The sequence below is a fragment of the Nocardia pseudobrasiliensis NBRC 108224 genome, from assembly GCF_001613105.1.
GTDB classification, from domain to species: domain Bacteria; phylum Actinomycetota; class Actinomycetes; order Mycobacteriales; family Mycobacteriaceae; genus Nocardia; species Nocardia pseudobrasiliensis.
Window position 1 is genome coordinate 28,452 of record NZ_BDBS01000031.1, and the last position, 21,357, is coordinate 49,808.

Below are 21,357 nucleotides of genomic sequence, written 5' to 3' on the forward strand. Positions count from 1 at the left end.
GAGTCTGGACACATACTGCTGTCGAGCGCTCTAGACTTCGCACATGTCAGCCGATGAGGTGGCACGGGTGTTCGCGATCGAGGACAAGGTCGAGCGCCTGAAAGCGGCTACCGAAGGGGTTGCCCAGGCCCAGCAAACCATCAACGAACTCACGCGCATTCGACGGGCCGTCATTCGCGAATTGCACGCCGAGGGGTGGACGTTCGCGAGAATCGGTGCGGCGGCGGGACTTTCCCGCGCGCGCATTCATCAGGTGAGTACGCAGGGCCCGGTCCCGGAGGGCCTGTTCTTCGGACACGGCCCCCTGACCATCCTCACCCCCGATGTCCGCAGCACCACCCGGGCCGCTCCGCTGGTCGGCGCGCCCGACGCCGCCGCACCGCACCGCCTGGTGGAACTGTTGCGCGAGTTGGGATTTACCGTCGGCGTGGAGCGCTTCCTCCCCGGCCGCCCCCTCGACCTGGACCGAGACGGCCTCATCGTCCTGGGCGGCCCCGAACTCTCCCCCAGCCTGCGCTACCTCGTCGCCGCCGACCCCCGCCTGCGCCGCACGGTCGCCCGCGCGGGCCGAGTCCGCCGCGGCATAGAAGACCGCGCCGCCCGCCGCGTCTACCGCCCCGGCGGCACCGAACCCTACGACATCGCCTACCTCGCAAGGGTCCCCCGCCCCGACGCCCGAGGCACGGTCCTGGTCATAGACGGCCTCCACCCACCCGGCTCCCTCGGCGCCATCCGCCTCCTGGCCACCCGCCTGGCCACCCTCCACGAACGAGCAGGCACCCACCCCTTCTCCGCCGTAGTAGGCGTCCGCTACGACCGCAACACCGGCGAACCCTTGGAAGCGGACCTGCTCACCCCGATCTACCGCCACGAAAGGTAATGGGCGACAAAGGGTCAGACGTCCCCCGTCGCCCGGTCAGGCGGCTACCTCGGTGGGGCGGAGGGTGTTCATCGGGGGGCGGTCGGAGAGGGAGACCTCTGTGGTCAGGGCGGTGAATTCGTCGCCTATCAAAGGGAATTGGGTGAGGGCGGCGCCTGAGTCTCGGATGCCGCTGCGGCCCAGGATGGTTCCTACGATTTGGCGACTCATGACGCCTAGGTCGGAGAGGGGGCGGTTGCGGTGGGTGCGGACGCCCAGGTTGACCTGGCCGATGGCGGGGAGGCCCAGGAGGTCGTATGTGTCCAGGAGCAGGCCGATTTCCACGCCGTAGCCGGGGGCGAAGGGGACGGCGGTCAGCAGTTCGCGGGTGCCGGCGTATTCACCGCCCAAGGGCTGCAACACCTTCGACAGGTCGGGGCGCAGCGCCGACAGCAGGGGGCGGGCCACCAACTCGGTGACGCGGCCGCCGCCGTTGTGATCGACCGTCTCGCCCTGACGCAGCGGGCGACGGTAGTACGCCTTGACCAGATGCACATCGTCGACCGTCAGCAGCGGGCCCAGCAGCCGCGGCACGAACAGCGGATCCGGATCGATCAGATCCGAATCGACGAAGGCGATCAGATCCCCGGTTGTGGCGGCCAGCGAACGCCACAGCACCTCACCCTTACCGGGCACGGGCTCCAATTCGGGAACGGCCTGTTCGCGGGTGACCACGCGCGCCCCGGCACCCCGGGCCCGCTCGATGGTCGCATCGGATGATCCGGAATCCAACACGACGAGCTCGTCGACCAGCGTGCCGACCAGCGGCAGAATACTGGCCACCACGTCGGCGACGGTACGTTCCTCGTTCAGCGCGGGCAGCACCACGGAAACCGTGCGCCCGTCCTTGGCGGCGATCAGTTCGTCGATCGTCCACTCGGGGCGATCCCACGTACGCGAGATCGCCCAGTCGTCGGAGTTGTCGAAATTTTCGGGGTTGGTTGTCATACCAGACCTCGCAGAGTTCGTGCGGGGGGCCGGATGCCCTGAATCGCGGCGATCGTGTCCACCACGCGCCGGGTCGCAGCGACCTCGTGGACACGGAACACTCGAGCGCCGGCCGCGGCCGACCACGCGGTTGCCGCCAATGTGCCCTCCAATCGCTCGGATAGGCCGACACCGAGAGTCTCCCCGATGAAATCCTTGTTGCTCAGCGCCATCAAGACCGGCCATCCGGTATTTACAAGAACGTCCATCGCCCGCAACAGTTCGAGCCCGTGGTAACTGTTCTTGCCGAAATCATGGGTCGGATCGATCAGAATCGCGTCCCGCGCGACACCCGCCGCCTCGGCCGCCTCGGCGGCCCGCACCAGCGTATCGGTCACCTCGCCCACCAGATCGGCGTACCGCACCCGGTGTGGGCGGGTACGCGGCCGCGCCCCGCCGGTATGACTGCAGACGATGCCCGCCCCGAGATCGGCGGCCACCCGAACCAGATCGGGATCCGCGCCCGCCCAGGTGTCGTTGATCAGCCCCGCACCCGCCGCGACCGCCGCCCGGGCCACCTCCGCGCGCCAGGTATCGATACTGATCAGCAGGTCCGGATATCGCTGTCGAATAGCCGCCACGAACGGCACCACCCGCCGGGCCTCCTCCGCGGCGTCGACCTCGGTCCCCGGCCCGGCCTTCACCCCGCCGATATCGACCAGATCCGCACCCTCGACGACCGCCCGCTCGACGGCCGCCATCGCGGCCTCGTCGGAGAACGTGGCCCCCTGGTCGTAGAACGAGTCCGGCGTGCGGTTCACGATGGCCATGACCAGCGACCGATCCGTCACCACCGGTTTCCCGCACAAAGTGGACAACACCGGCGTCGAACTCATGATCACGAGTTTATCGGCCGGGCCGCGCCCGACGGGGTGCGGGCATCACAGCCTCGGGGCTTTACCCCTCGCCACCTCGTCGACGTAGTCGTCGTAGAAGGGCACGTACCCGTCCTCCCGACCGGACAGGACGTAGAGGGTGGTCGCGTCGTCCGGCGTGTAGCCCTGCTTGCGCAGGTCCACCTTGAGGCTTTTGAAGGTCGAGGTGGTCTGGAGCTCGTCGACCACGCGCACGAACAGCGGGACGGCGTAGGCGGGCAGCCGATCGGCGAGATGACCGGCCAGGGCCTTGCCGTCGAATTCGACGCCCGGGCGCAGGGTCAGCGCGGCCATACCGGCCTTACCGTCGGCCCCGGGAACGTCGACGCCGTAGACCACGGCCTCGGTGACCGCGTCCGCACCGTCGAAGGCCGCCTCGACCTGCGTGGTGGCGACATTCTCACCCTTCCACCGGAAGGTGTCGCCGAGCCGGTCCACGAACGCGATATGCCGCCAGTGCTGATCGCGCACCAGATCTCCGGTGTCGAACCAGAGATCGCCGTCGTCGAAGGCGTCGCGCACCAGCTTCGATTCGGTCGCCTTCTGATCGGTGTAACCGTCGAACGGCGAACGGTCGGTGACCTGGGACAGCAGCAGCCCCACACCACCCGAGCCCACCCGCCGCAACCGCCCGTCCGGGAACCGCTTGGGTTTGCCTGTGGCATCGTCGAATTCGACCACCGCGTACGGCAGCGGCCCGAATCCGGCCGTCCGATCCACCCCGAACGCGTTGATGAACGCGACGTTTCCCTCACTGGCGCCGTAGAATTCGACGATCCGGCCGATACCGAACCGCTCGCGGAACTCGTCCCACAGCTCCGGCCGCAATCCATTGCCGACCGCCAGGCGCACTCGATGCTCGCGCTCCTGCGGCTTATCGGGCTGATTGAGCAGATACCGGCACAGCTCGCCGATGTAGATGAAGGCGGTGGCCCGCGAGGCGACCACCTCCTCCCAGAACCGCGACACCGAGAACTTGCGCCCCAGAGCCAAAGTCGCCCGCGCGCCCAGCACCGCGCCGAGCGCGACGGTCAGCGCGTTGTTGTGATACAGCGGCAGGCAACAGTACATGGTGTCGTCACCGTGCAGCCGAATTCCCAAGCCGCCCAACCCCGCCAGGCTCTTGTTCCAGCGGAAGTGGGTCATCACGCTGGCCTTGGGCAGGCCGGTGGTGCCGGAGGTGAAGATCAGGAAGGCTCGCTCGCTGCCCCGAATATCCTCGCACACAGGCGGATTCGTGGCATCGGCGCCGCGCGCCAGCTCCTCCAGCTCACCGGAGTAGAGCACATTGTCGAGTGGCTCGCCCAGCGTGTCCAGCGCGTCGCGGCACTCCTCGCCGATCACGTTCAGCACACTGCCGAGCAGACCGAAGCTGTGCTCCAGAACCTGTTCGCGCTGATTGTGATTGAGCACTCCGATGGTCGCGCCCAGCTTCACCGTCGCCAGCACCACGAACAGCGTCTCGGGCCGATTGGTCATCAGCACCCCGACCACATCACCACGCCGCACGCCCCGCGCGGTCAGCACGGCGGCGTAGCGGTTCACCTCGGCATTGGCCGAACCGTAGCTGTACTCACGCTCCTCGAACCGCACGAACGGGCGATCCGGGAACCGATCGGCCGCGCGTTGAAAGTGCAGGCCCACAGAGACTTTGTCATGCGGGCGCGCCATCATGCCGAGCACACCGCGCAGCATTCCCGGCGCGTCCAATGCCATGGCGGGTAACTTCCGGGCGATGTCGAGCAGGGAGATATTGCGGGTGTCCGCGGCCACGGTTCCTCCAGCAGGGTTCGTGCTCAGGTCGACTCAGGCGAGCGCCTCGAATGCCGAGGCCAGGTCTGTGGCCACGGTAACTCGGTCGAGCGCGCCCTGCCCGATGAATCCGCCACCCTGAATCTCGCCGAGCCAGGCGAACAGTCCGCGATAGTGCCCGTGTGGATCCAACACCACCAGCGGTTTGTCGTGCAGGCCGAGATAACCGCCGGTCCAGGCCTCGAAGAATTCCTCGAGCGTGCCGACGCCGCCGGGCAGGGTGAGGAAGGCGTCGGCGCGATCCTCCATGACCTGTTTGCGCTCGCGCATGGTGTCGGTGACGATCAGCTCGTCGGCGTCGACATCGGCGACCTCACGATGCACCAGGCTCTTGGGGATCACTCCGACCGTGCGCGCACCGGCCGCGCGGGCCGCCCGCGCGACCGCGCCCATCATCGAGACATTGCCGCCACCGGAGACCAATTGCCAACCGCGCCGGGCGATTTCGGCGCCCACCCCGGCGGCGAGAGCCAGATTCTCCGGACCGTCCGCGCTGGCCGAGCAGTAGACGCACACCGCATAGCTCACCACTGATCCTCCGTACCGGTCACGTGCTCACCGCGACTCTCGGCAGCGCGCACGACGATATCGATCACCACGTCGACGCTGTCGGTGACATACAGCAGATCCACATCGCCCGGCGAGATCTTGCCCGACTCCAGCAGCGAATCCCGCAGCCACCGCACCAATCCCGACCAGTAGTCGGTGCCGAACAGCACGATCGGAAAGCGGGTGATCTTGCGGGTCTGCACCAACGTGAGCGCCTCGAACAGTTCGTCGAGGGTGCCGAAACCGCCGGGCAGGCAGATGAACGCCTGCGAATATTTGACGAACATCGTTTTGCGGGCGAAGAAATAGCGGAAGTTCAGGCCCAGATCGACCCATTCGTTGAGGCCCTGTTCCATGGGCAGTTCGATGCCCAGGCCGATCGAATAGCCGCCCGCCTCCGACGCGCCGCGATTGGCCGCCTCCATGACGCCGGGGCCGCCGCCGGTGATGACCGCGAATCCGGCTCGCGCCAGCGCCGCGCCGATGGCCCGGGCCGATTCGTATTCCGGCGTCTCGATCGCGGTGCGGGCCGAGCCGAAAACCGCTACGGCGCGCGGGATTTCGGCCAGCGCTCCGAAACCCTCCACGAATTCGCTCTGAATGCGCAGCACCCGCCAGGGGTCGGTGTGCACCCAGTCGGTGGGCCCGCGACCGTCGAGCAGATGCTGATCGGTGGTGCCGGTGCCCTCTTTACGATCGCGGCGCAGCATCACGGGTCCGCGGAACTTCGGAGTGGACCTCGGCTGCCGATCGGACTCGAACTCGGTGGACATATCGCTACGCTAACAGCGCTCTCCGCGCCGCTCCGGCGTCGCGGTCGCGGCCTTGGCGATCTCCGCCCGTCCCTCCTCCGCTCCGCCGGTCCAGGACGGCGGCGAGCCGCCGCGCCCAGGTGACGAACTTCACAGCGGCGGCGGCAACAGCCTCAGACACCCGCCCCGGTGAGGTAGCTGCGCAGGATCTCGGCGACGGTGGTGATCTGCGCGGTCGGCACGTGCTCGTCGACCTTGTGGGCCAGATTGGGATCGCCCGGGCCGAAGTTCACCGCCGGGATGCCGCGCGCGGCGAATCGGGAGACATCGGTCCAGCCGTATTTGGCGCGCACTCCGCCGCCGCCGTGGGTGTGCACCATCTCGACCAGATTCTTGGCCGCGGGCGCGGACAGGCCGGGCAGGGCGCCCGGTGCGCCGTCGGTGCGTTCGAATTCGACGCCCAGGCCCGAAAAGACCTGGCGCACATGTTCGGTCGCCTCGTCGAGCGTGCGGTCCGGCGCGAAGCGGAAGTTCACGACCACCTCGGCCTCGTCGGGTACGACATTGCCCGCGACGCCGCCGGACACCTGGACCGCCGACAGGCCCTCACGGTAGACGCAGCCGTCGATCTCCACCTCGCGGGCGCGATAGTCGCGCAGACGTTCCAGGACCGGGGCCAGATCGTGAATCGCGTTGTCGCCCAACCAGGCTCGCGCGGTGTGGGCGCGGGTGCCGGAGGCGGTGAGCCGGGCGCGCAGGGTGCCCTGACAGCCCGCCTCGATCCAGCCGCCCGAGGGTTCGCCGAGAATGGCCAGATCGGCGTCGAGCCATTCGGGCAGTTCGCGTTCGATGCCGCCGAGACCGTTGAATTCGGCGGCGATCTCCTCGCAGTCGTAGAAGATCAGGGTCAGATCGCAGACCGGATCGGCGACCGTGGCGGCCAGATGCAGGAACACGGCGTCACCGGATTTCATATCGACGCTGCCGCAGCCGTACAGACGCTCCTCGCCGTCCTCGACGACGACGTGGCCCGGGACGTTGTCCGCGATCGGGACGGTATCCAGATGTCCGGCGAGGATGACGCGGGTGGGGCGGCCGCGGTCGGTGCGGGCCAGCACGGTATTGCCGTGGCGCAGCACTTCGAAACCCTCGGTCTGCTCGCGCAGCGCCGCCGCGACGACGTCGGCGATGGCCGCTTCATCCCGCGAGACGCTCGGCATGTCGACGAGGGCGGCGGTCAAGGCGATGGGGTCGGCGCGCAGATCGATGGTCACCCCATCCACCCTAATTGTTCGTTTGCCTAAACTGCCTGTGTGAGTATTCAGGGAGCTTCCGCAGTCGGCCTCGCGACCGTGACCGTCAACGGCACGGTCCTCGACACCTGGTATCCGTATCCGCAGCTCGGAGAGTTCGCGGCGGCCGGAACCGAAAAGCTGGGCCCCACCGATCCCGAATACGCCCGCTTCGCCGAACTCGTCGGCTTCGACGAGGCCCGGCGGGTGGAGGTGGTGGCCGTGCGCACGACCATCGCCGATGTGGCCGCGGCGCCGGTCGACACCCACGACGTGTATCTGCGACTGCATCTGCTGTCGCATCGGCTGATTCGGCCGCACGGCGCCAATCTGGACGGCATCTTCGGACTGCTCGCCAATGTCGTGTGGACCAACCACGGGCCGTGCTCGGTCGAGGAGTTCGAGCTGGTGCGGGCCAAGCTGCGCGCCCGCGGCCCGGTGACCGTCTACGGCGTGGACAAGTTCCCCCGCCTGGTCGACTACGTCCTGCCGTCGGGAGTCCGCATCGCCGACGCCGACCGCGTGCGCCTGGGCGCGCATCTGGCCGAGGGCACCACGGTCATGCACGAGGGCTTCGTCAATTACAACGCGGGCACCCTGGGCGCGTCCATGGTCGAGGGCCGCATCTCCGCGGGCGTGGTAGTCGGCAACGGCTCCGACGTCGGCGGCGGCGCCTCGATCATGGGCACCCTCTCCGGCGGCGGCAAGGAGGTCATCTCCATCGGCGAACGCTGCCTCCTCGGCGCCAACGCGGGCCTGGGCATCTCCCTCGGCGACGACTGCGTCATCGAAGCGGGCCTCTACGTAACCGCAGGCACCAAACTGACCCTCCCCGACGGCAAGACCGCCAAGGCAGCGGACCTGTCGGGCCGATCCAACCTGCTGTTCCGCCGCAATTCCCTCACGGGCGCAGTGGAAGTGGTAGCCCGCAAGGGCACGGGCATCGAACTCAACGCGGCCCTGCACGCGAACTGACCGCGCACCCCCGCCGCTCGCTGACGCTCGCGGCGGGGGAAATATGGGCGGTAGTGCGGCGAGGAAATCTGGGCGGCAGCGCGGCGGGGGAAAATGGGTGCCCCCACCGCAAGACAAACGGATGCCGCCAACGCAGACCAAACCGATGCCGTCCCTGTGGAATAGATGGAGGCCGCCCCTGCGGGACGAATGCACACCACAGCAGCGGCATACGTTCGAACAGCATTGCGGTGAGGACGAATCGGTGGGCTCGCAGCGGTCTGCCAGCGTCGCTCGGGTGGCCAACTCTTATCCCCGAGCGGGGCGAGGGGTCAGATGCCGAAGGCGAGGATTCGTTCGGGGGTGATGCGGATGAGTTCGGGAGAGCCGCCGGGGAGGTAGGTTTCGGTGTTGCGGAGGGCTTGGGCTGTGCCTCGGATTTCCAGGCAGCGGACTTCCCAGGGGGATTGGGATTTGATGTCGTCCACTACGAACGCGACGCGGTCTTCCTTGGTGAGGTTGCGGAATTTTTGGGAGGCGCCGAGGTCTCGGCCGCCGATGTCTATGGTGCCGAGGGCCTCGTTGTAGCGGAAGCCGACGGGGTTGTTCTGGGGGGAGCCGTCGGGGCGGATGGTGGCGAGTCGGCCCAGCCGCTGGGTGCGCAGATACTCGATCTGGGCGGGTGACAGCGTTGCGATCATGGTAGGAAGCCTAGGACCTCGAGTGTGGTAGAGGTCAAGCCGTCAGATGTTTCTTCTGGACCTTACCCATGGCGTTGCGGGGCAGCGCGTCCACCAGGCGGACCTCGCGCGGGCGCTTGTGCACCGAGAGCTGTTGTGCCACAAGATCGATGAGTTCGTCCGCAAGCGAGTCGCCGGGCGCGCCTCGCGGCACGACGAAGGCGACGATGCGCTGGCCCAGATCCGCGTCGGGCAGGCCGACCACCGCCGCCTCCGCGACGGCCGGATGGCCGAGCAGTACGGTCTCGATCTCCCCCGCCCCGACGCGGAAACCGCCGGACTTGATGAGATCCACCGATTCCCGGCCCACGATGCGGTGGAAGCCGTCGACATCGATCGCCGCGACGTCACCCGTGCGGAACCACCCGTCCTCGGTCCAGCATTCGGCGCTCGCCTCGGGCCGGTTCAGATACCCGTCGAACAACATCGGCCCGCGCACCTGCAGCCCGCCGATACTCTCCCCGTCGTGCGGCACCGCGTCCCCCGCCTCGTCGCGCAGCCGAGTTTCCACGCCGGCCACCGGAATTCCGACCCAGCCGGGCCGACGCTCGCCGTCGGCGCGGGTGGACAGCGTGATCATGGTCTCGCTCATGCCGTACCGCTCGATCGGCGCCTGCCCGGTCAGCTCGCGCAGCCGCTCGAAGACCGGCACCGGCAGCGGCGCACTACCCGATACCAGCAGCCGCGCGGAGGCCAATTCCTTTGCCGCGGTGGGATCTTCGACAATTCTCGACCACACCGTCGGCACCCCGAAATACAGCGTCCCGCCCGCGGCGGCATACGCCTGCGGCGTCGGCTTACCGGTGTGCACGAGCGGACTGCCCAGCCGCAGCGGTCCCAGCAGGCCCAGGATCAGCCCGTGCACATGGAACAGCGGAAGCCCGTGCACCAGAACATCTTTCGAAGTCCACGCCCACGCCTCGGCCAGCGCGTCCAATCCGGCCGCGATCGCGCCGCGACTGAGCATCACACCCTTGGGCGCACCCGTCGTCCCGGAGGTGTAGAGGATGAAAGCCGTTGTGCGCGCGTCCGGTTCGGGATAGGTGTGCCACGAGCGGGCGTGTTTACGCACCGGCACCACCGGCAGCGACGTCCCCTCAGGCGCCTCGCCGAGCCACGCCCGCGCACCGGAATCGGCCAGGATGTGCGCGAGTTCGGCCGCCCCCGCGTCGGGCGGCACCGGCACCACGGTCACACCCGCGATGAGACATCCGACCACCGCGAGCACGGTCGTCACCGTCGGCCGCGCCAACACCGCCACCCGATCGGCCCCGGCGATCCGCTCGGCGACCGAGGTGGCCGCGCCGAGCACATCGCTGCGCGAAAGCACCTGGGAGTCGATGGTGACCGCATCGGGAATATCGGCCCCCGCGGCGACGGCGGCCGGATTCAACGAGCGCAGCAGCGGTAACGATCCAGAGATCACCCGCCCAAACTACCAATCCGCAGCACTGTGATGGTTGACACACCATTGAGTCAGTGAGAAATTTGATCCACAGCTTTCTCACCGAGAACGAGGTCAACGATGACCAGGCCGATTCGCGCGACGCCGCACGAAAAACACACGCCGAGCGGTGATTTCGACATCACCCGCTTCATCGACGGTTCCGCCGCCTTCTTCGGCGCCGCGGCGAATGTGATCATGCAGCTCAGCTCCCCACCGGTCGGCTACGGCGTCGTCGAGAGCACGGTGGACAGCGGCAAGATCATGCTGCATCCGATCAAACGCACCCGCACCACCCTGACCTATCTGGCCGTGGCCATGCTCGGCACCGAGACCGAACGCGCGGCCTATCGCGCCGCGATCAACTGGTCGCATCGCCCGGTGCGCTCCACCGCGTCGAGTCCGGTGAAGTACAACGCCTTCGACCCCCGCCTGCAGCTGTGGGTGGCCGCCTGCCTGTACTGGGGCGCCCGCGATCTGTACGAGCGCATGCACGGCCCCATGACCGAGGCCGACGCCGACGGCTTCTATCACCACTGCGCCCGTCTGGGCACGACATTGCAGATGCCACAGGAACTCTGGCCGCCCGACCGCACGGCCTTCGACCGCTACTGGACCACCAACCTGGCCCGCACGAGTATCGATCCGCCCGTACGCGCCTACTTCCAGGACCTGATCGATCTGAGGATGTTCCCGCAGCCGATCCCTTTGGTATTCGGTGCGTTTCACCGCTGGGTCGTCGCGGGCCTGCTACCCCCGCGGCTGCGCGAGCAGATGGGCATGACCTGGAGCGACACCGACGACCGCCGACTGGCCCGGCTGCTGCGCCTCGTCGGCGCGGTGGAGCAGCGATTGCCCAAGCAGCTCGAGCTCTTTCCGATCAACATCTTCCTGACCGATCTGCGCGTGCGCCGCGCGCTGGGCCTGCGCCTGGTCTAGCCGCGCAGCCGGAACCCGGGCACGATGTGGTCGCGCGCGAACTGTCGCAGCGCGACCTCGTCCTCGAGCGGAATCACAGTCTGCGGCGTCAGCGCCATGGACAGCGCGGTGCGCGCGATCGTCTCGGCCAGCGGCAGCGGGTCGTAGCGCTCGAGCTTGTCCTCGTCCTGTAGCCGCGTGATGAATTCGGCCAGATAGTCGCGGCCGAGCTCGATCACCGGCGCGCCCCGAACGGTCAGATGCGGCAGCACGATCTCCGGCTCGGTCTTCAACAGCCGATCGAGCAGCCGATTGCCGCGCAGCCCGTCGACGAAGGCCACGAACAGCTCGACGATCTGCTCCTCGGCCGGGGCATCGCCATCGATCTGCGGCTGCACGGCCGCGTCGACCTGCTGCACGAACTGCCGCGCCTGCCTCAGCCCGACGGCCTGGATCAAATCCGACTTCCCCGCGAATCGCCGATACAGCGTGGCCAGCGACAATCCACCGCGCCGCGCCACCTCGACCATGCTCGTGCGTTTGATTCCGAAGTCGAGGAAGGCCAGCAGCGCCGCGTCGAGCACCTTGATCTGGCCGCGATCCTCGGCCCCCGCATCGCGGACCAGCGGCAACAGCTTGGCCATGCCCGGACTCCTTCCCGCGAAACGACACGATGACAGGGAGATCTTCCCATATCGTCACCAATGGGGTACCGGCATTGACATGGGCATCGCCCGATGAGAAGGTGAGAAGAGAAGTTTCTCACACTTCTTCCGCCTCACGAAGCGAGACCGAGGAGACGAGTCGACGATGACCGCCCCGCTGCGCTATACCGAATCCGAAACCCCGGACACGCCGGAACTCACCCCGCGCACAGTGCGTCCACATATGGACGGCATCGCCGCGTTCCTCGGCGGCGCCGCGAATGTCGTCATGCAGCTGAGCCACCCGCCGGTCGGCTACGGCGTGCTGGAGAGCCCGGTCGACAGCGGCAAGGCCACGCTGCATCCGATCAAGCGGCTGCGCACCACACTGACCTATCTCGCGGTCGCGTGGCTGGGCACCGAGGAGGATCGGCGGATCTATCGCGAGGCCGTCAATGTCTCGCATCGGCCCATCCACTCCAAACCGGACGCCGCGGTGAAGTACAACGCCTTCGATCCGAAGCTGCAGCTGTGGGTCGCGGCCTGCCTGTACTGGGGCGTCGACGATCTGTACCTGCGCATGCACGGCCCGATGGAACCCGAACTCGCCGAAGCCTTCTACCGATACTCCGCGCGCCTGGGCACCACATTGCAGATGCGCCCGGAGATGTGGCCAGCAGACCGCGCCGCGTTCTATCGGTACTGGGACGAGAATCTGGCCCAGCGCACCATCGACGAACCGGTGCGCCGCTATTTCAACGATCTGATCGACTTGAAGATGCTCTCGCCGGTTCCGCGCGTCCTGTTCGGTCGCATCCATCGCTTCGGCGTGACCGCCCTGCTCCCGCAACATCTTCGGGAGCAGATGGGCATGACCTGGACCACCCGCCAGGACCGCCGCTACACCCGGATCCTGCGCGCCATCTCGTTCGTATGGCTGCGCCTGCCCGAGATCATCCGAGCCTTCCCGCTCAACTATCTGCTGTGGGATATGCGCATCCGCCACCGCCTGGGACGACCACTGGTATAGGGCGTCAACGCTTTTCGGTAAGGGCACGCAAGAAGAACGCGAGGTTGGCCGGGCGCTCGGCCAGCCTGCGCATCAGATACCCGTACCACTGATTCCCATACGGCACATACACCCGAACCCCGTGCCCCGCCCGCGTCAGCCGCAACTGCTCGGCATCGCGAATGCCGTACAGCATCTGAAACTCGAATTCCCCGGCACCCAGGGCGTTTTCGAGCGCGAACCGGGACGCGGCCGCGATCATGTCCGGATCGTGGGTGGCCACCATCGGATACCCCGCGCCCCGCATCAGCACGTCCAGGCAGCGCAGATACGCCGAATCCACATCCGAGCGCCGCTGATGCGCCACCTCCGACGGCTCCCGATACGCTCCCTTGCACAATCGAATTCGCCCGCCCAGCGACGCCAGCTCCCGGCATTCGGTCTCGGCGCGGCGCAGATAGGTCTGCACCGCGACCGCCAGCCAGGGGAATTCCCCGCGCAGCTGACGCACGGTGTCGAGGGTGGCATCGGTGGTGGTGTGGTCCTCGGCGTCCACGGTCACCCACACCCCGGCCTGTTCGGCCCGCAGGCACAGCGTGCGCAGATTCGCCGCGGCGATCTCCGGTCCGGCCGCGCCCAGCGCCTGCCCCAGCGCCGAGAGTTTGACCGAAACCTCCACGCGCCGAACCGATGTACCGCCGTGACCGTTCCAGCCCGCCAGATCGTCGATGAGCGCCAGATATTCGGTGACGGCGGTATCGGCCATGGACCGCTCGGTGGTGTGCTCACCGAGGTAATCCACACTCACCATTCGCCCCGAGGCCAGCAGCTCGCGCACCACCGGCGCCAGATCCGGCCGCGACTCCCCCGCCACGAAGCGCCGCACCACTGCGGCCGTGATCGGAATGCCGGTGAGCGCCCGCCTCATTCGCGAGGAATCCGCCGCGGCGAGGATCGCCGGGCGCAGCGGATTCACGATCCCTCCATATGCGGATAGCGGTAATCGGTGGCCGGCCGGAAGGTCTCCTTGATGGTGCGCGGGGCCAGCCAGCGCAGCAGATTCAAATACGATCCGGCCTTGTCGTCGGTGCCCGAGGCACGCGCCCCGCCGAACGGCTGCTGGCCGACCACCGCACCCGTCGGCTTGTCGTTGACATAGAAATTGCCCGCCGCGAAACGCAGAGCGGCCGAAGCCTGTTCGATGGCATCGCGATCATTGGCGAAGATCGCGCCCGTGAGCGCGTACGGCGCGGCCGCGTCGACCTCGGCCAGCACATCGGAATAGGCCCCGGGGGCGGCGTCGTCGTAGACGTACACCGACAGAATCGGACCGAAGTACTCGGTCGCGAACGCCTCGTCGCGCGGATCGTCGGCCAGCAGCACCGTCGGCCGCACGAAATACCCCTCGCTGTCGTCGTAGCGGCCGCCCACCGCGATCTCGAGTCCCGCCGCGCGCGCCCGCTCCAGCGCGGCCACATTCTTGTCGTAGGCCCGCCGATCGATCAGCGCCCCACCGAAATTGGCCAGCTCCGCCACATCGCCGTAGGTCAGCTCGTCGACCTGAGCGAAAAACTCCGCGCTCATCCGCCGCCACACCGATTTCGCGATATAGGCCCGCGAGGCGGCCGAACACTTCTGACCCTGATATTCGAACGCCCCGCGAATCAACCCCGTGCGCAATGCCTCCGGATCGGCCGAGGAGTGCGCGACGATGAAATCCTTACCGCCGGTCTCCCCCACCAGCCGCGGATAGCCGTGATAGCGCGGCAGATTCGCGCCGACCTGCTGCCACAGATACTGAAATGTGCGGGTGGAGCCGGTGAAGTGGATCCCGCCCAGCTGCGGGTCGGCCAGCACCTCCTCCGACAGTTCGGCCCCGTCGCCGGTGACCATATTGATCACCCCCGGCGGCAACCCGGCCTCCTCCAGCAGCCGCATGGTGTAGTAGGCGGCCAGCGTCTGGGTAGGCGAGGGCTTCCACACCACCGTATTGCCCAGCAAAGCCGGTGCGGTGGGCAGATTTCCAGCGATCGCGCTGAAATTGAACGGCGTGATCGCGTAGACGAAACCCTCGAGCGGCCGATAGTCCATCCGATTCCACACCCCGGCAGCCGATTCCGGCTGTTCGGCCATGATCCGCTGGGCGAAGGCGACATTGAAGCGCCAGAAGTCCACCAGCTCGCACGGTGCGTCGATCTCGGCCTGATACGGCGATTTCGACTGTCCGAGCATGGTTGCGGCGGCCATGGTTTCGCGCCACGGTCCCGCCAGCAGATCGGCCGCCCGCAACAGGATCGCGGCCCGCTCGTCGAAGGCGAGCGCACGCCACGCGGGCGCGGCGGCGACGGCCGCTTCGACCGCCGCGCGGCCCTCCTCGTGCGTGGTATTCGTGTAAGTCCCCAGCACGTGCCGATAACGATGTGGCATCACGATATCCAGCCGCGGACCGGATCCGGGTCGGTGTTTCCCCCCGATCACCAGGGGCACGTCCACCACCCCTGCGGCGATCTCGCCCAGCCTGGTGACCAGCAGTTCTCGCTCCGGACTACCCGGCGCGTAGGAGTGCACCGGTTCATTCGCGGGAGGCGGGACAACGGTGACAGCGTCCATGGGTTCAGGCTAGCGCCGAGCCCCGATCGCTCGTCGACTTTGCACGCTCGGCGCGCGGAACTCCGCACACTGCGAGCGAATCCGTGCCGAGCGCGGCAATATGTCGATCATGCGCGTTGTCATTCAGCTTCGCCCGGACGCCGATCTGATCACCGCAGTCGCTGATCCCCGGACCCGAGTCGCCCCGGCCGATGTCGCCGGGTCACTGCCCGGCTTCGATCTCGATCACGACTTCGAACCGGTGGCGATACCTCGCCGGACGGACAATCCGACCTATTCCATGTCCCCCGATCACGCCTCGGTGCTCGTCCGCGGCGAACTCGGCGACGATCCCGCGACCCATCGCAGAGTGGCGGAGTTGTCGCTGGTCACAGGCGTTTTCGCCGATCCGGCCATCGAGCCGGTCCTCACCTGTGGCGGTGATCCCTCGGTCGGCGACTGGCATGGCGTCGGCACGCTGCTGCATGCCGACGATCTGGCCGCCGCGGGTCTGACCGGTCAGGGCGTGGCCCTGGCCGTGGTCGACACCGGAATCAATGCCGCACAGGTGGACCGGGTACGCGGCGGGCATATGACCATCGATGCCGCACGCAGCTGGAATCCCTCGGGCGTCACCGGCGCCCCGGGCAAATTCCCGGTCGATCACGGCAGTATGTGCGCCTTCGACGCCCTCATCTGCGCACCGCGGGCGTCCTTCCTCGATCTGCCGGTGTTGCGCAGCGTGCGACAGGGACAGACCACGATGGACGGCCTGCTCTCCGACGCCCTGGCCGGATACGCCCACTTGCGCACGGTGTTGACCGATCAGCCCGCGGCGACCCGCGCGCTGGTGGTGAGCAACAGCTGGGGTTCGTTCTCCCCGGACTGGGATTTCCCGGTCGGGCAGCCCGGCAACTATTCCGATAATCCGTCGCATCCGTTCAATGTGATCGTCGGTTCGCTCGAGGCCGCGGGGGCGGACATCCTGTTCGCGGCGGGCAACTGCGGGCGTGACTGCCCCGACGGTCGCTGCGCCTATCCCGACCGCCCGATCAGCGGCGCGAATTCGCATCCGAGCGTGCTGAGCATCGGTGGCGTGGACACCCAGAACCGGCGAGTCGGTTATTCGTCACAGGGGCCTGGACGACTCTCCGATCACAAACCGGACGTCTGTACCTACACCCACTTCGCCGGCTCACAGGCCTTCGGGGCCGACGAACCCGATACCGGCACCTCGGCGGCCTGTCCGGTGGCCGCGGGCCTGGTCGCGGCCGTTCGGACGAAGTGGTCGGCGACCGCGCTGCCCCCGGCTCAGCTGCGCGCACTGATCCAGCGCACCGCCCTGGATCGCGGGTCCAAGGGCTTCGACTACGACTACGGGTACGGCATCGCCGACAGCGCCGCCCTGCTCGAGGAGCTGCGCAGGACGACGAATCGGGCGTAGCTTGGTGTAATGCCGTTGCTCACCGTCCAGCTGCCGCAGGGCGCGTCCATGAGCGATGCCCTGCGCACGCTGCATCTGACCGAGAGCGAGGTCGACATGGGCTACGGCCTGATCCCCGTCGACCCCGAGATCGGTCTGTACGCCCTGCGAGTCTCCGATTCCGCCGCCGCCCGCCTGTCGACCAACGGTACGGGTGCAACGGTTTTCGCGGACCCGCATATCGAACCGGCGCATTCGGTCGCCACCCGGGGCCGGAACGCGTCGCCGCCCGGACGGTGACGACGATCAGGCCAGTCGCTCGGCCGCCGCGGCGATCCGTTCGTCGGTGGCCGTGAGCGCGATGCGGACGTGGTCGACGCCCGCGGGACCGTAGAAGTCACCGGGCGCGGCCAGAATGCCGCGATCGGCCAGCCATTCCAGCGTGGCGCGACCCGATTCGCCGCGCGTGGACCACAGATACAGTCCGGCCTGCGAATGATCGATGCGGAAACCCGCGTCCTGCAACGCCTTTCGCAGGATCTCCCGACGGGCGCGATAGCGTTCACGCTGCGCGGCCTCGTGCGCGTCGTCGCCGAGGGCCGCGGTCATGGCGGCCTGCACCGGGAACGGCATGATCAGCCCGGAATGTTTGCGCACCTCGAGCAGTTCGCGCACCAGCGCGGGATCGCCGGTCACGAAGCCCGCGCGATATCCGGCCAGATTCGAGGTCTTGGACAGCGAATGAATCGCCAGCAGGCCGGTGTGGTCGCCGTCGCAGACCCGCGGATCCAGGATCGAGACGGCCGGTTCGTCCCACGCCAGGCCGAGATAGCACTCGTCGGAGGCGAGGACCGCGCCGCGCTCACGCGCGAAGGCCACGACCTTGCGCAGATGTTCCACGCCCAGCACCCGCCCGGTCGGATTCGACGGCGAGTTCAGATAGATCAGCGCGGGATCGCGCGGGCCGAGCTGAGCGGTCCCATCGGCCCGCGCGATCTGCGTGCCCGCCAGCAGCGCACCCACCTCGTAGGTCGGATACGCCACCTCGGGGATGACGACCAGATCATCGGCGCCGAGTCCGAGCAGCCGCGGCAGTCCGGCAATCAGCTCCTTGGTGCCGATCACCGGCAACACGGCCGCGGAGTCGACGCCGGTAATGCCGTAGCGGCGCTTCAGCGCGTCGACCGCGGCCGCCCGCAGTTCGGGTGTGCCGTGCGTGGCCGGATAGCCGGGCACCTCGGCCACCGAGGCGAGCGCCCGCCGAATCAACGGATCCACCGGATCCACCGGTGTGCCCACCGACAGATCCACGATTCCACCCGCATGCGCGGCGGCCCGCTGCTTCACCGAAGCAATGGTGTCCCAAGGAAAATCGGGCAGCAGGCTACTGACCCGGCCACGCGTCGACAAGATGCCTACTCGCTCGCCATCGGGGGCAGCGCCGCGATGAACGGTGGATCGAAATCGACCTTGCCCACCTTGGTGGCGCCGCCGGGCGAACCGAGCTCGTCGAAGAAGTCGACATTGGCGTTGACGTAACCACTCCACTGGTCCGGAGTGTCGTCCTCGTAGAAGATGGCCTCCACCGGGCATACCGGCTCACATGCACCACAGTCCACGCACTCGTCCGGATGGATGTACAGCATGCGACCGCCCTCGTAGATACAGTCCACGGGGCATTCCTCGATGCACGCCTTGTCCTTCACGTCAACGCACGGTTCAGCGATGATGTACGGCACTGCCGCTCTCCTAGTCTGGTCCTTGCCTGCGGGATACTTCCGCGCCCCGCGCAACAGTATCCCGCACCGACACATTACTACTGGTCAGCCTTGCCTAACTTGTTCCGGTTATCCCACCGGTAGCGACATCGCCGGAGCCCGGTGCGGAGGCACACCGTACACCGTCGTGCGTTCCCGGACCGGACGGCCGATACCAGCGGCGATCTCGCTCAGCTCCGCAACGGTTTTCGCCGAACCGTGTTCGGAGCCGGCCATGCGGGAGATGGTCTCCTCCATCAGCGTGCCGCCCAGATCGTTGGCGCCGCCGGTGAGCATGACCCGAGTACCCGTGGTGCCGAGCTTGACCCAGCTGGTCTGGATGTTGTCGATGCGCCCGTGCAACATGATGCGGGCCAGGGCGTGCACCGCGCGATTGTCCCGATTGGTCGGGCCCGGCCGTGACGCGCCCGCCAGATACAGCGGGGCGCTCTGATGGACGAACGGCAGTGGCACGAATTCGGTGAAACCGCCCGTCTCGTCCTGGATTCCGCGCAGCACCCGCAGATGGCCGACCCAATGCTTCGGGCTGTCCACATGTCCGTACATCATGGTCGAACTCGACCGGATGCCGAGCCGGTGCGCGGTGGTGATCACCTCGATCCAGGCGGAGGTGGGCAGTTTGCCCTTGGTGAGCACCCAGCGCACCTCGTCGTCGAGGATTTCCGCGGCCGTGCCCGGAATGGTGTCGAGTCCGGCCTCGGCGAGCGCTTGGAGCCAGTCGTGCACGCTCTGCCCGCCGCGCGAGGCGCCGTTGACGATCTCCATCGGGCTGAAGGCGTGCACATGCATCGACGGCACCCGCTTCTTGATCGCCCGCACCAGATCGGCATAGCCGGTGACCGGCAGATCCGGATCGATACCGCCCTGCATGCAGATCTCGGTCGCGCCCTCGACATGCGCCTCCCACGCGCGGTCGGCGACCTCGTCGGTGCTCAGGGTGTAGGCGTCGGCATCGCCCTTGCGCTGCGCGAAGGCGCAGAACCGGCAGCCGGTGTAGCAGATGTTGGTGAAGTTGATATTGCGGTTCACCACATAGGTGACATCGTCGCCGACCACCTCGCGGCGCAGCTGATCGGCAAGGGCCGCAACGGCTTCCAGCTCCGCGCCGTCGGCGGTGGCCAGCGCCAGATACTGCTCGTCGGTCAACCCGGCCGGATCGTTCTCGGCCGCGCGCAGGGCCGAGAGCACATCCGCGTCGAAGCGCTCCGGCGCGGAGGCGGCCAGCTCACGCACCTGCTCGCGAATGGTCTCCCAGTCGCCGAACGCACCGAGCACCTCCTGACCGAGCCCGGAATCGCTGCGGGACACGGTGTTACGGCCATCGGTATCGATCGCGCTGTGCAGATCGACCCGGCCCGCCGACTCCCACGACTCGTCCGGCTCCTGCCACGGCAGGCCCCGCGGAATCGCCTCCGGATTCGCCAGGCCCGTGCGCAGATCCGACAGCGCGGCGACATGTGCGCCGATGCGCGGATCCACCCAGGGATTTCCGGCGCGTACGTAGCGCGGATGCGCCGAGGTGCGTTCGGCCAGTTGGAATCCCGCGGATTCGGTGATCCGCACGAGCGCGTCCAGATCCGGCCACGGACGCTCCGGGTTCACATGATCGACGGTCACCGGGGACACTCCGCCCCAATCGTCGATGCCCGCGTCGAGCAGGGCCTGACATTCGCTCTGCGACACCAGATTCGGCGGCGCCTGCACGGCGACATCCGGCGGCAGCAGCAGTCGGCTGACCGCGACGGTCGCCAGGAACTCCTCGATATCGGCATCGGGAGTATCGCGCATGGCGGTGTCGTCCTTGGCCCGGAAGTTCTGCACGATGACTTCCTGGATATGCCCGAACGCCTTGTGCTGCTTGCGAATCGCCATGATCGACTCGGCCCGCTCGTGCAGCGTCTCACCGATGCCGACCAGAATGCCGGTGGTGAACGGCACCGACAGGCGGCCCGCGTCGGTGATCGCGCGCAGGCGCACCTGCGGGTCCTTGTCCGGACTGCCGTAGTGGCAGTTGCCCTTCTCGCTGAACAACCGGGTCGCGGTGGTCTCGAGCATCAGGCCCATCGACTGCGACACCGGCTTGAGCCGCGAGATCTCCTCCCACGACATCACGCCCGGATTGATGTGCGGCAGCAGGCCCGTCTCCTCGAGCACCATGATCGAGACGGCGCGCAGGTAGTCCAGGGTGGAGTCGTAGCCGCGCTCGTCGAGCCACTGCGCGGCCTCCGGCCAGCGGTCCTCGGGGCGATCGCCGAGGGTGAAAAGCGCTTCTTTACAGCCCAATTCGGCGCCGCGGCGGGCGATGTCGAGCACCTCGTCGGGCTCCAGGTACATCCCCTTGCCCTCGGCGCGCAATTTGCCGGGCACGGTCACGAACGTGCAGTAGTGACAGCGATCGCGACACAGTTTGGTCAGCGGGATGAAGACATTCTTCGAATAGGTGATGGTCCTGGGCCGGCCCGCCGACTCCAGGGCGGCGTCGCGCACCCGCGCGGCACTGTGACTCAGATCGGTCAGATCGGCTCCCCGTGCGTGCAGCAGCACGGTCGCTTCGTCCACATTGAGCGTCACTCCATCGCGGGCGCGGCGCAGCGCGCGGCGCATCGCCGAGGCCGTCGGCGGCGGAGAAGGAATGCTCGGGTTCGGCAATTCGGTCACCCCGTCGATCATGC

General features: G+C 67.6%; 20 protein-coding genes. 6 read left to right on the plus strand and 14 right to left on the minus strand.

From position 1 onward, the window contains the following. The first annotated feature begins 43 nt into the window (after positions 1-43). Positions 44-880 carry a hypothetical protein gene (locus tag NP4_RS23675; RefSeq protein ID WP_062511971.1) on the plus strand — a complete coding sequence of 279 codons (837 nt, stop codon included), beginning with the start codon at positions 44-46 and terminating at the stop codon, positions 878-880. 36 nt (positions 881-916) lie between these two features. On the opposite strand, the gene NP4_RS23680 is transcribed toward NP4_RS23675, so the two are convergent. The 6 genes from NP4_RS23680 to dapE form a co-directional block, all read right to left on the minus strand. Further along, positions 917-1,867, minus strand: a complete 951-nt coding sequence (locus tag NP4_RS23680) for a glucosyl-3-phosphoglycerate synthase (protein ID WP_068001789.1) — start codon at positions 1,865-1,867, stop codon at positions 917-919. Next, positions 1,864-2,742 carry a dihydropteroate synthase gene (gene folP, locus NP4_RS23685; RefSeq protein ID WP_068001792.1) on the minus strand — a complete coding sequence of 293 codons (879 nt, stop codon included), beginning with the start codon at positions 2,740-2,742 and terminating at the stop codon, positions 1,864-1,866. The genes NP4_RS23680 and folP overlap by 4 nt, the downstream gene beginning before the upstream one ends. Before the next feature lie 45 nt (positions 2,743-2,787). Beyond that, positions 2,788-4,554, minus strand: a complete 1,767-nt coding sequence (locus tag NP4_RS23690; protein ID WP_068001794.1) for a long-chain-acyl-CoA synthetase — start codon at positions 4,552-4,554, stop codon at positions 2,788-2,790. Between the two features lie 33 nt (positions 4,555-4,587). Further along, entirely contained in the window at positions 4,588-5,121 is a 534-nt protein-coding gene (locus NP4_RS23695; protein WP_373863861.1) for an LOG family protein, read from the minus strand. Then, positions 5,118-5,915 carry an LOG family protein gene (locus NP4_RS23700; RefSeq protein WP_068001800.1) on the minus strand — a complete coding sequence of 266 codons (798 nt, stop codon included), beginning with the start codon at positions 5,913-5,915 and terminating at the stop codon, positions 5,118-5,120. Before NP4_RS23700 ends, NP4_RS23695 begins: the two co-directional genes overlap by 4 nt. Positions 5,916-6,067: 152 nt before the next feature. Beyond that, entirely contained in the window at positions 6,068-7,168 is a 1,101-nt protein-coding gene (gene dapE / locus NP4_RS23705; protein ID WP_068001803.1) for a succinyl-diaminopimelate desuccinylase, read from the minus strand. 39 nt (positions 7,169-7,207) lie between these two features. Here dapE and dapD point away from each other — a divergent pair, with 39 nt between their 5' ends. Then, entirely contained in the window at positions 7,208-8,161 is a 954-nt protein-coding gene (gene dapD / locus NP4_RS23710) for a 2,3,4,5-tetrahydropyridine-2,6-dicarboxylate N-succinyltransferase (RefSeq protein ID WP_068001805.1), read from the plus strand. A gap of 311 nt (positions 8,162-8,472) precedes the next feature. Here dapD and NP4_RS23715 read toward each other — a convergent pair whose 3' ends face one another. Beyond that, entirely contained in the window at positions 8,473-8,841 is a 369-nt protein-coding gene (locus NP4_RS23715; protein WP_068001807.1) for a PPOX class F420-dependent oxidoreductase, read from the minus strand. A gap of 34 nt (positions 8,842-8,875) precedes the next feature. Next, entirely contained in the window at positions 8,876-10,306 is a 1,431-nt protein-coding gene (locus NP4_RS23720; RefSeq protein ID WP_114755430.1) for an acyl-CoA synthetase, read from the minus strand. A gap of 99 nt (positions 10,307-10,405) precedes the next feature. Between NP4_RS23720 and NP4_RS23725 the strand changes: the two genes are divergently transcribed. Beyond that, entirely contained in the window at positions 10,406-11,263 is an 858-nt protein-coding gene (locus NP4_RS23725) for an oxygenase MpaB family protein (RefSeq protein ID WP_068001810.1), read from the plus strand. Here the strand turns inward: NP4_RS23725 and NP4_RS23730 are convergent. Then, positions 11,260-11,886 (minus strand): TetR/AcrR family transcriptional regulator, encoded by a 627-nt coding sequence (locus tag NP4_RS23730; protein ID WP_068001812.1) that lies wholly within the window; start codon positions 11,884-11,886, stop codon positions 11,260-11,262. The two genes, NP4_RS23725 and NP4_RS23730, sit on opposite strands and share 4 nt — an antisense overlap. 166 nt (positions 11,887-12,052) lie before the next feature. On the opposite strand from NP4_RS23730, the gene NP4_RS23735 reads away from it, so the two are divergent. Further along, positions 12,053-12,916 (plus strand): oxygenase MpaB family protein, encoded by an 864-nt coding sequence (locus NP4_RS23735; protein WP_068001813.1) that lies wholly within the window; start codon positions 12,053-12,055, stop codon positions 12,914-12,916. Between the two features lie 4 nt (positions 12,917-12,920). Here the strand turns inward: NP4_RS23735 and NP4_RS23740 are convergent, their stop codons facing one another. Both NP4_RS23740 and pruA read right to left on the minus strand, forming a co-directional pair. Then, positions 12,921-13,823, minus strand: coding sequence for a proline dehydrogenase family protein (locus NP4_RS23740; protein WP_082876187.1), 903 nt, complete (start codon positions 13,821-13,823; stop codon positions 12,921-12,923). 44 nt (positions 13,824-13,867) lie between these two features. Continuing rightward, entirely contained in the window at positions 13,868-15,505 is a 1,638-nt protein-coding gene (pruA, locus tag NP4_RS23745) for an L-glutamate gamma-semialdehyde dehydrogenase (RefSeq protein WP_068001818.1), read from the minus strand. Positions 15,506-15,614: 109 nt separating this feature from the next. On the opposite strand from pruA, the gene NP4_RS23750 reads away from it, so the two are divergent. Together NP4_RS23750 and NP4_RS23755 are read left to right on the plus strand one after the other, a co-directional pair. Beyond that, positions 15,615-16,928, plus strand: coding sequence for a S8 family serine peptidase (locus NP4_RS23750; RefSeq protein WP_068002112.1), 1,314 nt, complete (start codon positions 15,615-15,617; stop codon positions 16,926-16,928). A 9-nt stretch (positions 16,929-16,937) separates the two neighbouring features. After that, positions 16,938-17,207 carry a hypothetical protein gene (locus tag NP4_RS23755; protein WP_068001821.1) on the plus strand — a complete coding sequence of 90 codons (270 nt, stop codon included), beginning with the start codon at positions 16,938-16,940 and terminating at the stop codon, positions 17,205-17,207. 6 nt (positions 17,208-17,213) lie between these two features. Here the strand turns inward: NP4_RS23755 and dapC are convergent, their stop codons facing one another. The 3 genes from dapC to NP4_RS23770 all read right to left on the minus strand — a co-directional run bounded on the left by dapC (position 17,214) and on the right by NP4_RS23770 (position 21,355). Continuing rightward, positions 17,214-18,317, minus strand: coding sequence for a succinyldiaminopimelate transaminase (dapC, locus tag NP4_RS23760; protein WP_068001824.1), 1,104 nt, complete (start codon positions 18,315-18,317; stop codon positions 17,214-17,216). Between the two features lie 5 nt (positions 18,318-18,322). After that, positions 18,323-18,646 (minus strand): ferredoxin, encoded by a 324-nt coding sequence (gene fdxA / locus NP4_RS42150; RefSeq protein ID WP_062511987.1) that lies wholly within the window; start codon positions 18,644-18,646, stop codon positions 18,323-18,325. Between the two features lie 108 nt (positions 18,647-18,754). After that, positions 18,755-21,355 carry a bifunctional FO biosynthesis protein CofGH gene (locus NP4_RS23770; protein ID WP_068001825.1) on the minus strand — a complete coding sequence of 867 codons (2,601 nt, stop codon included), beginning with the start codon at positions 21,353-21,355 and terminating at the stop codon, positions 18,755-18,757. Positions 21,356-21,357: the final 2 nt, after the last annotated feature.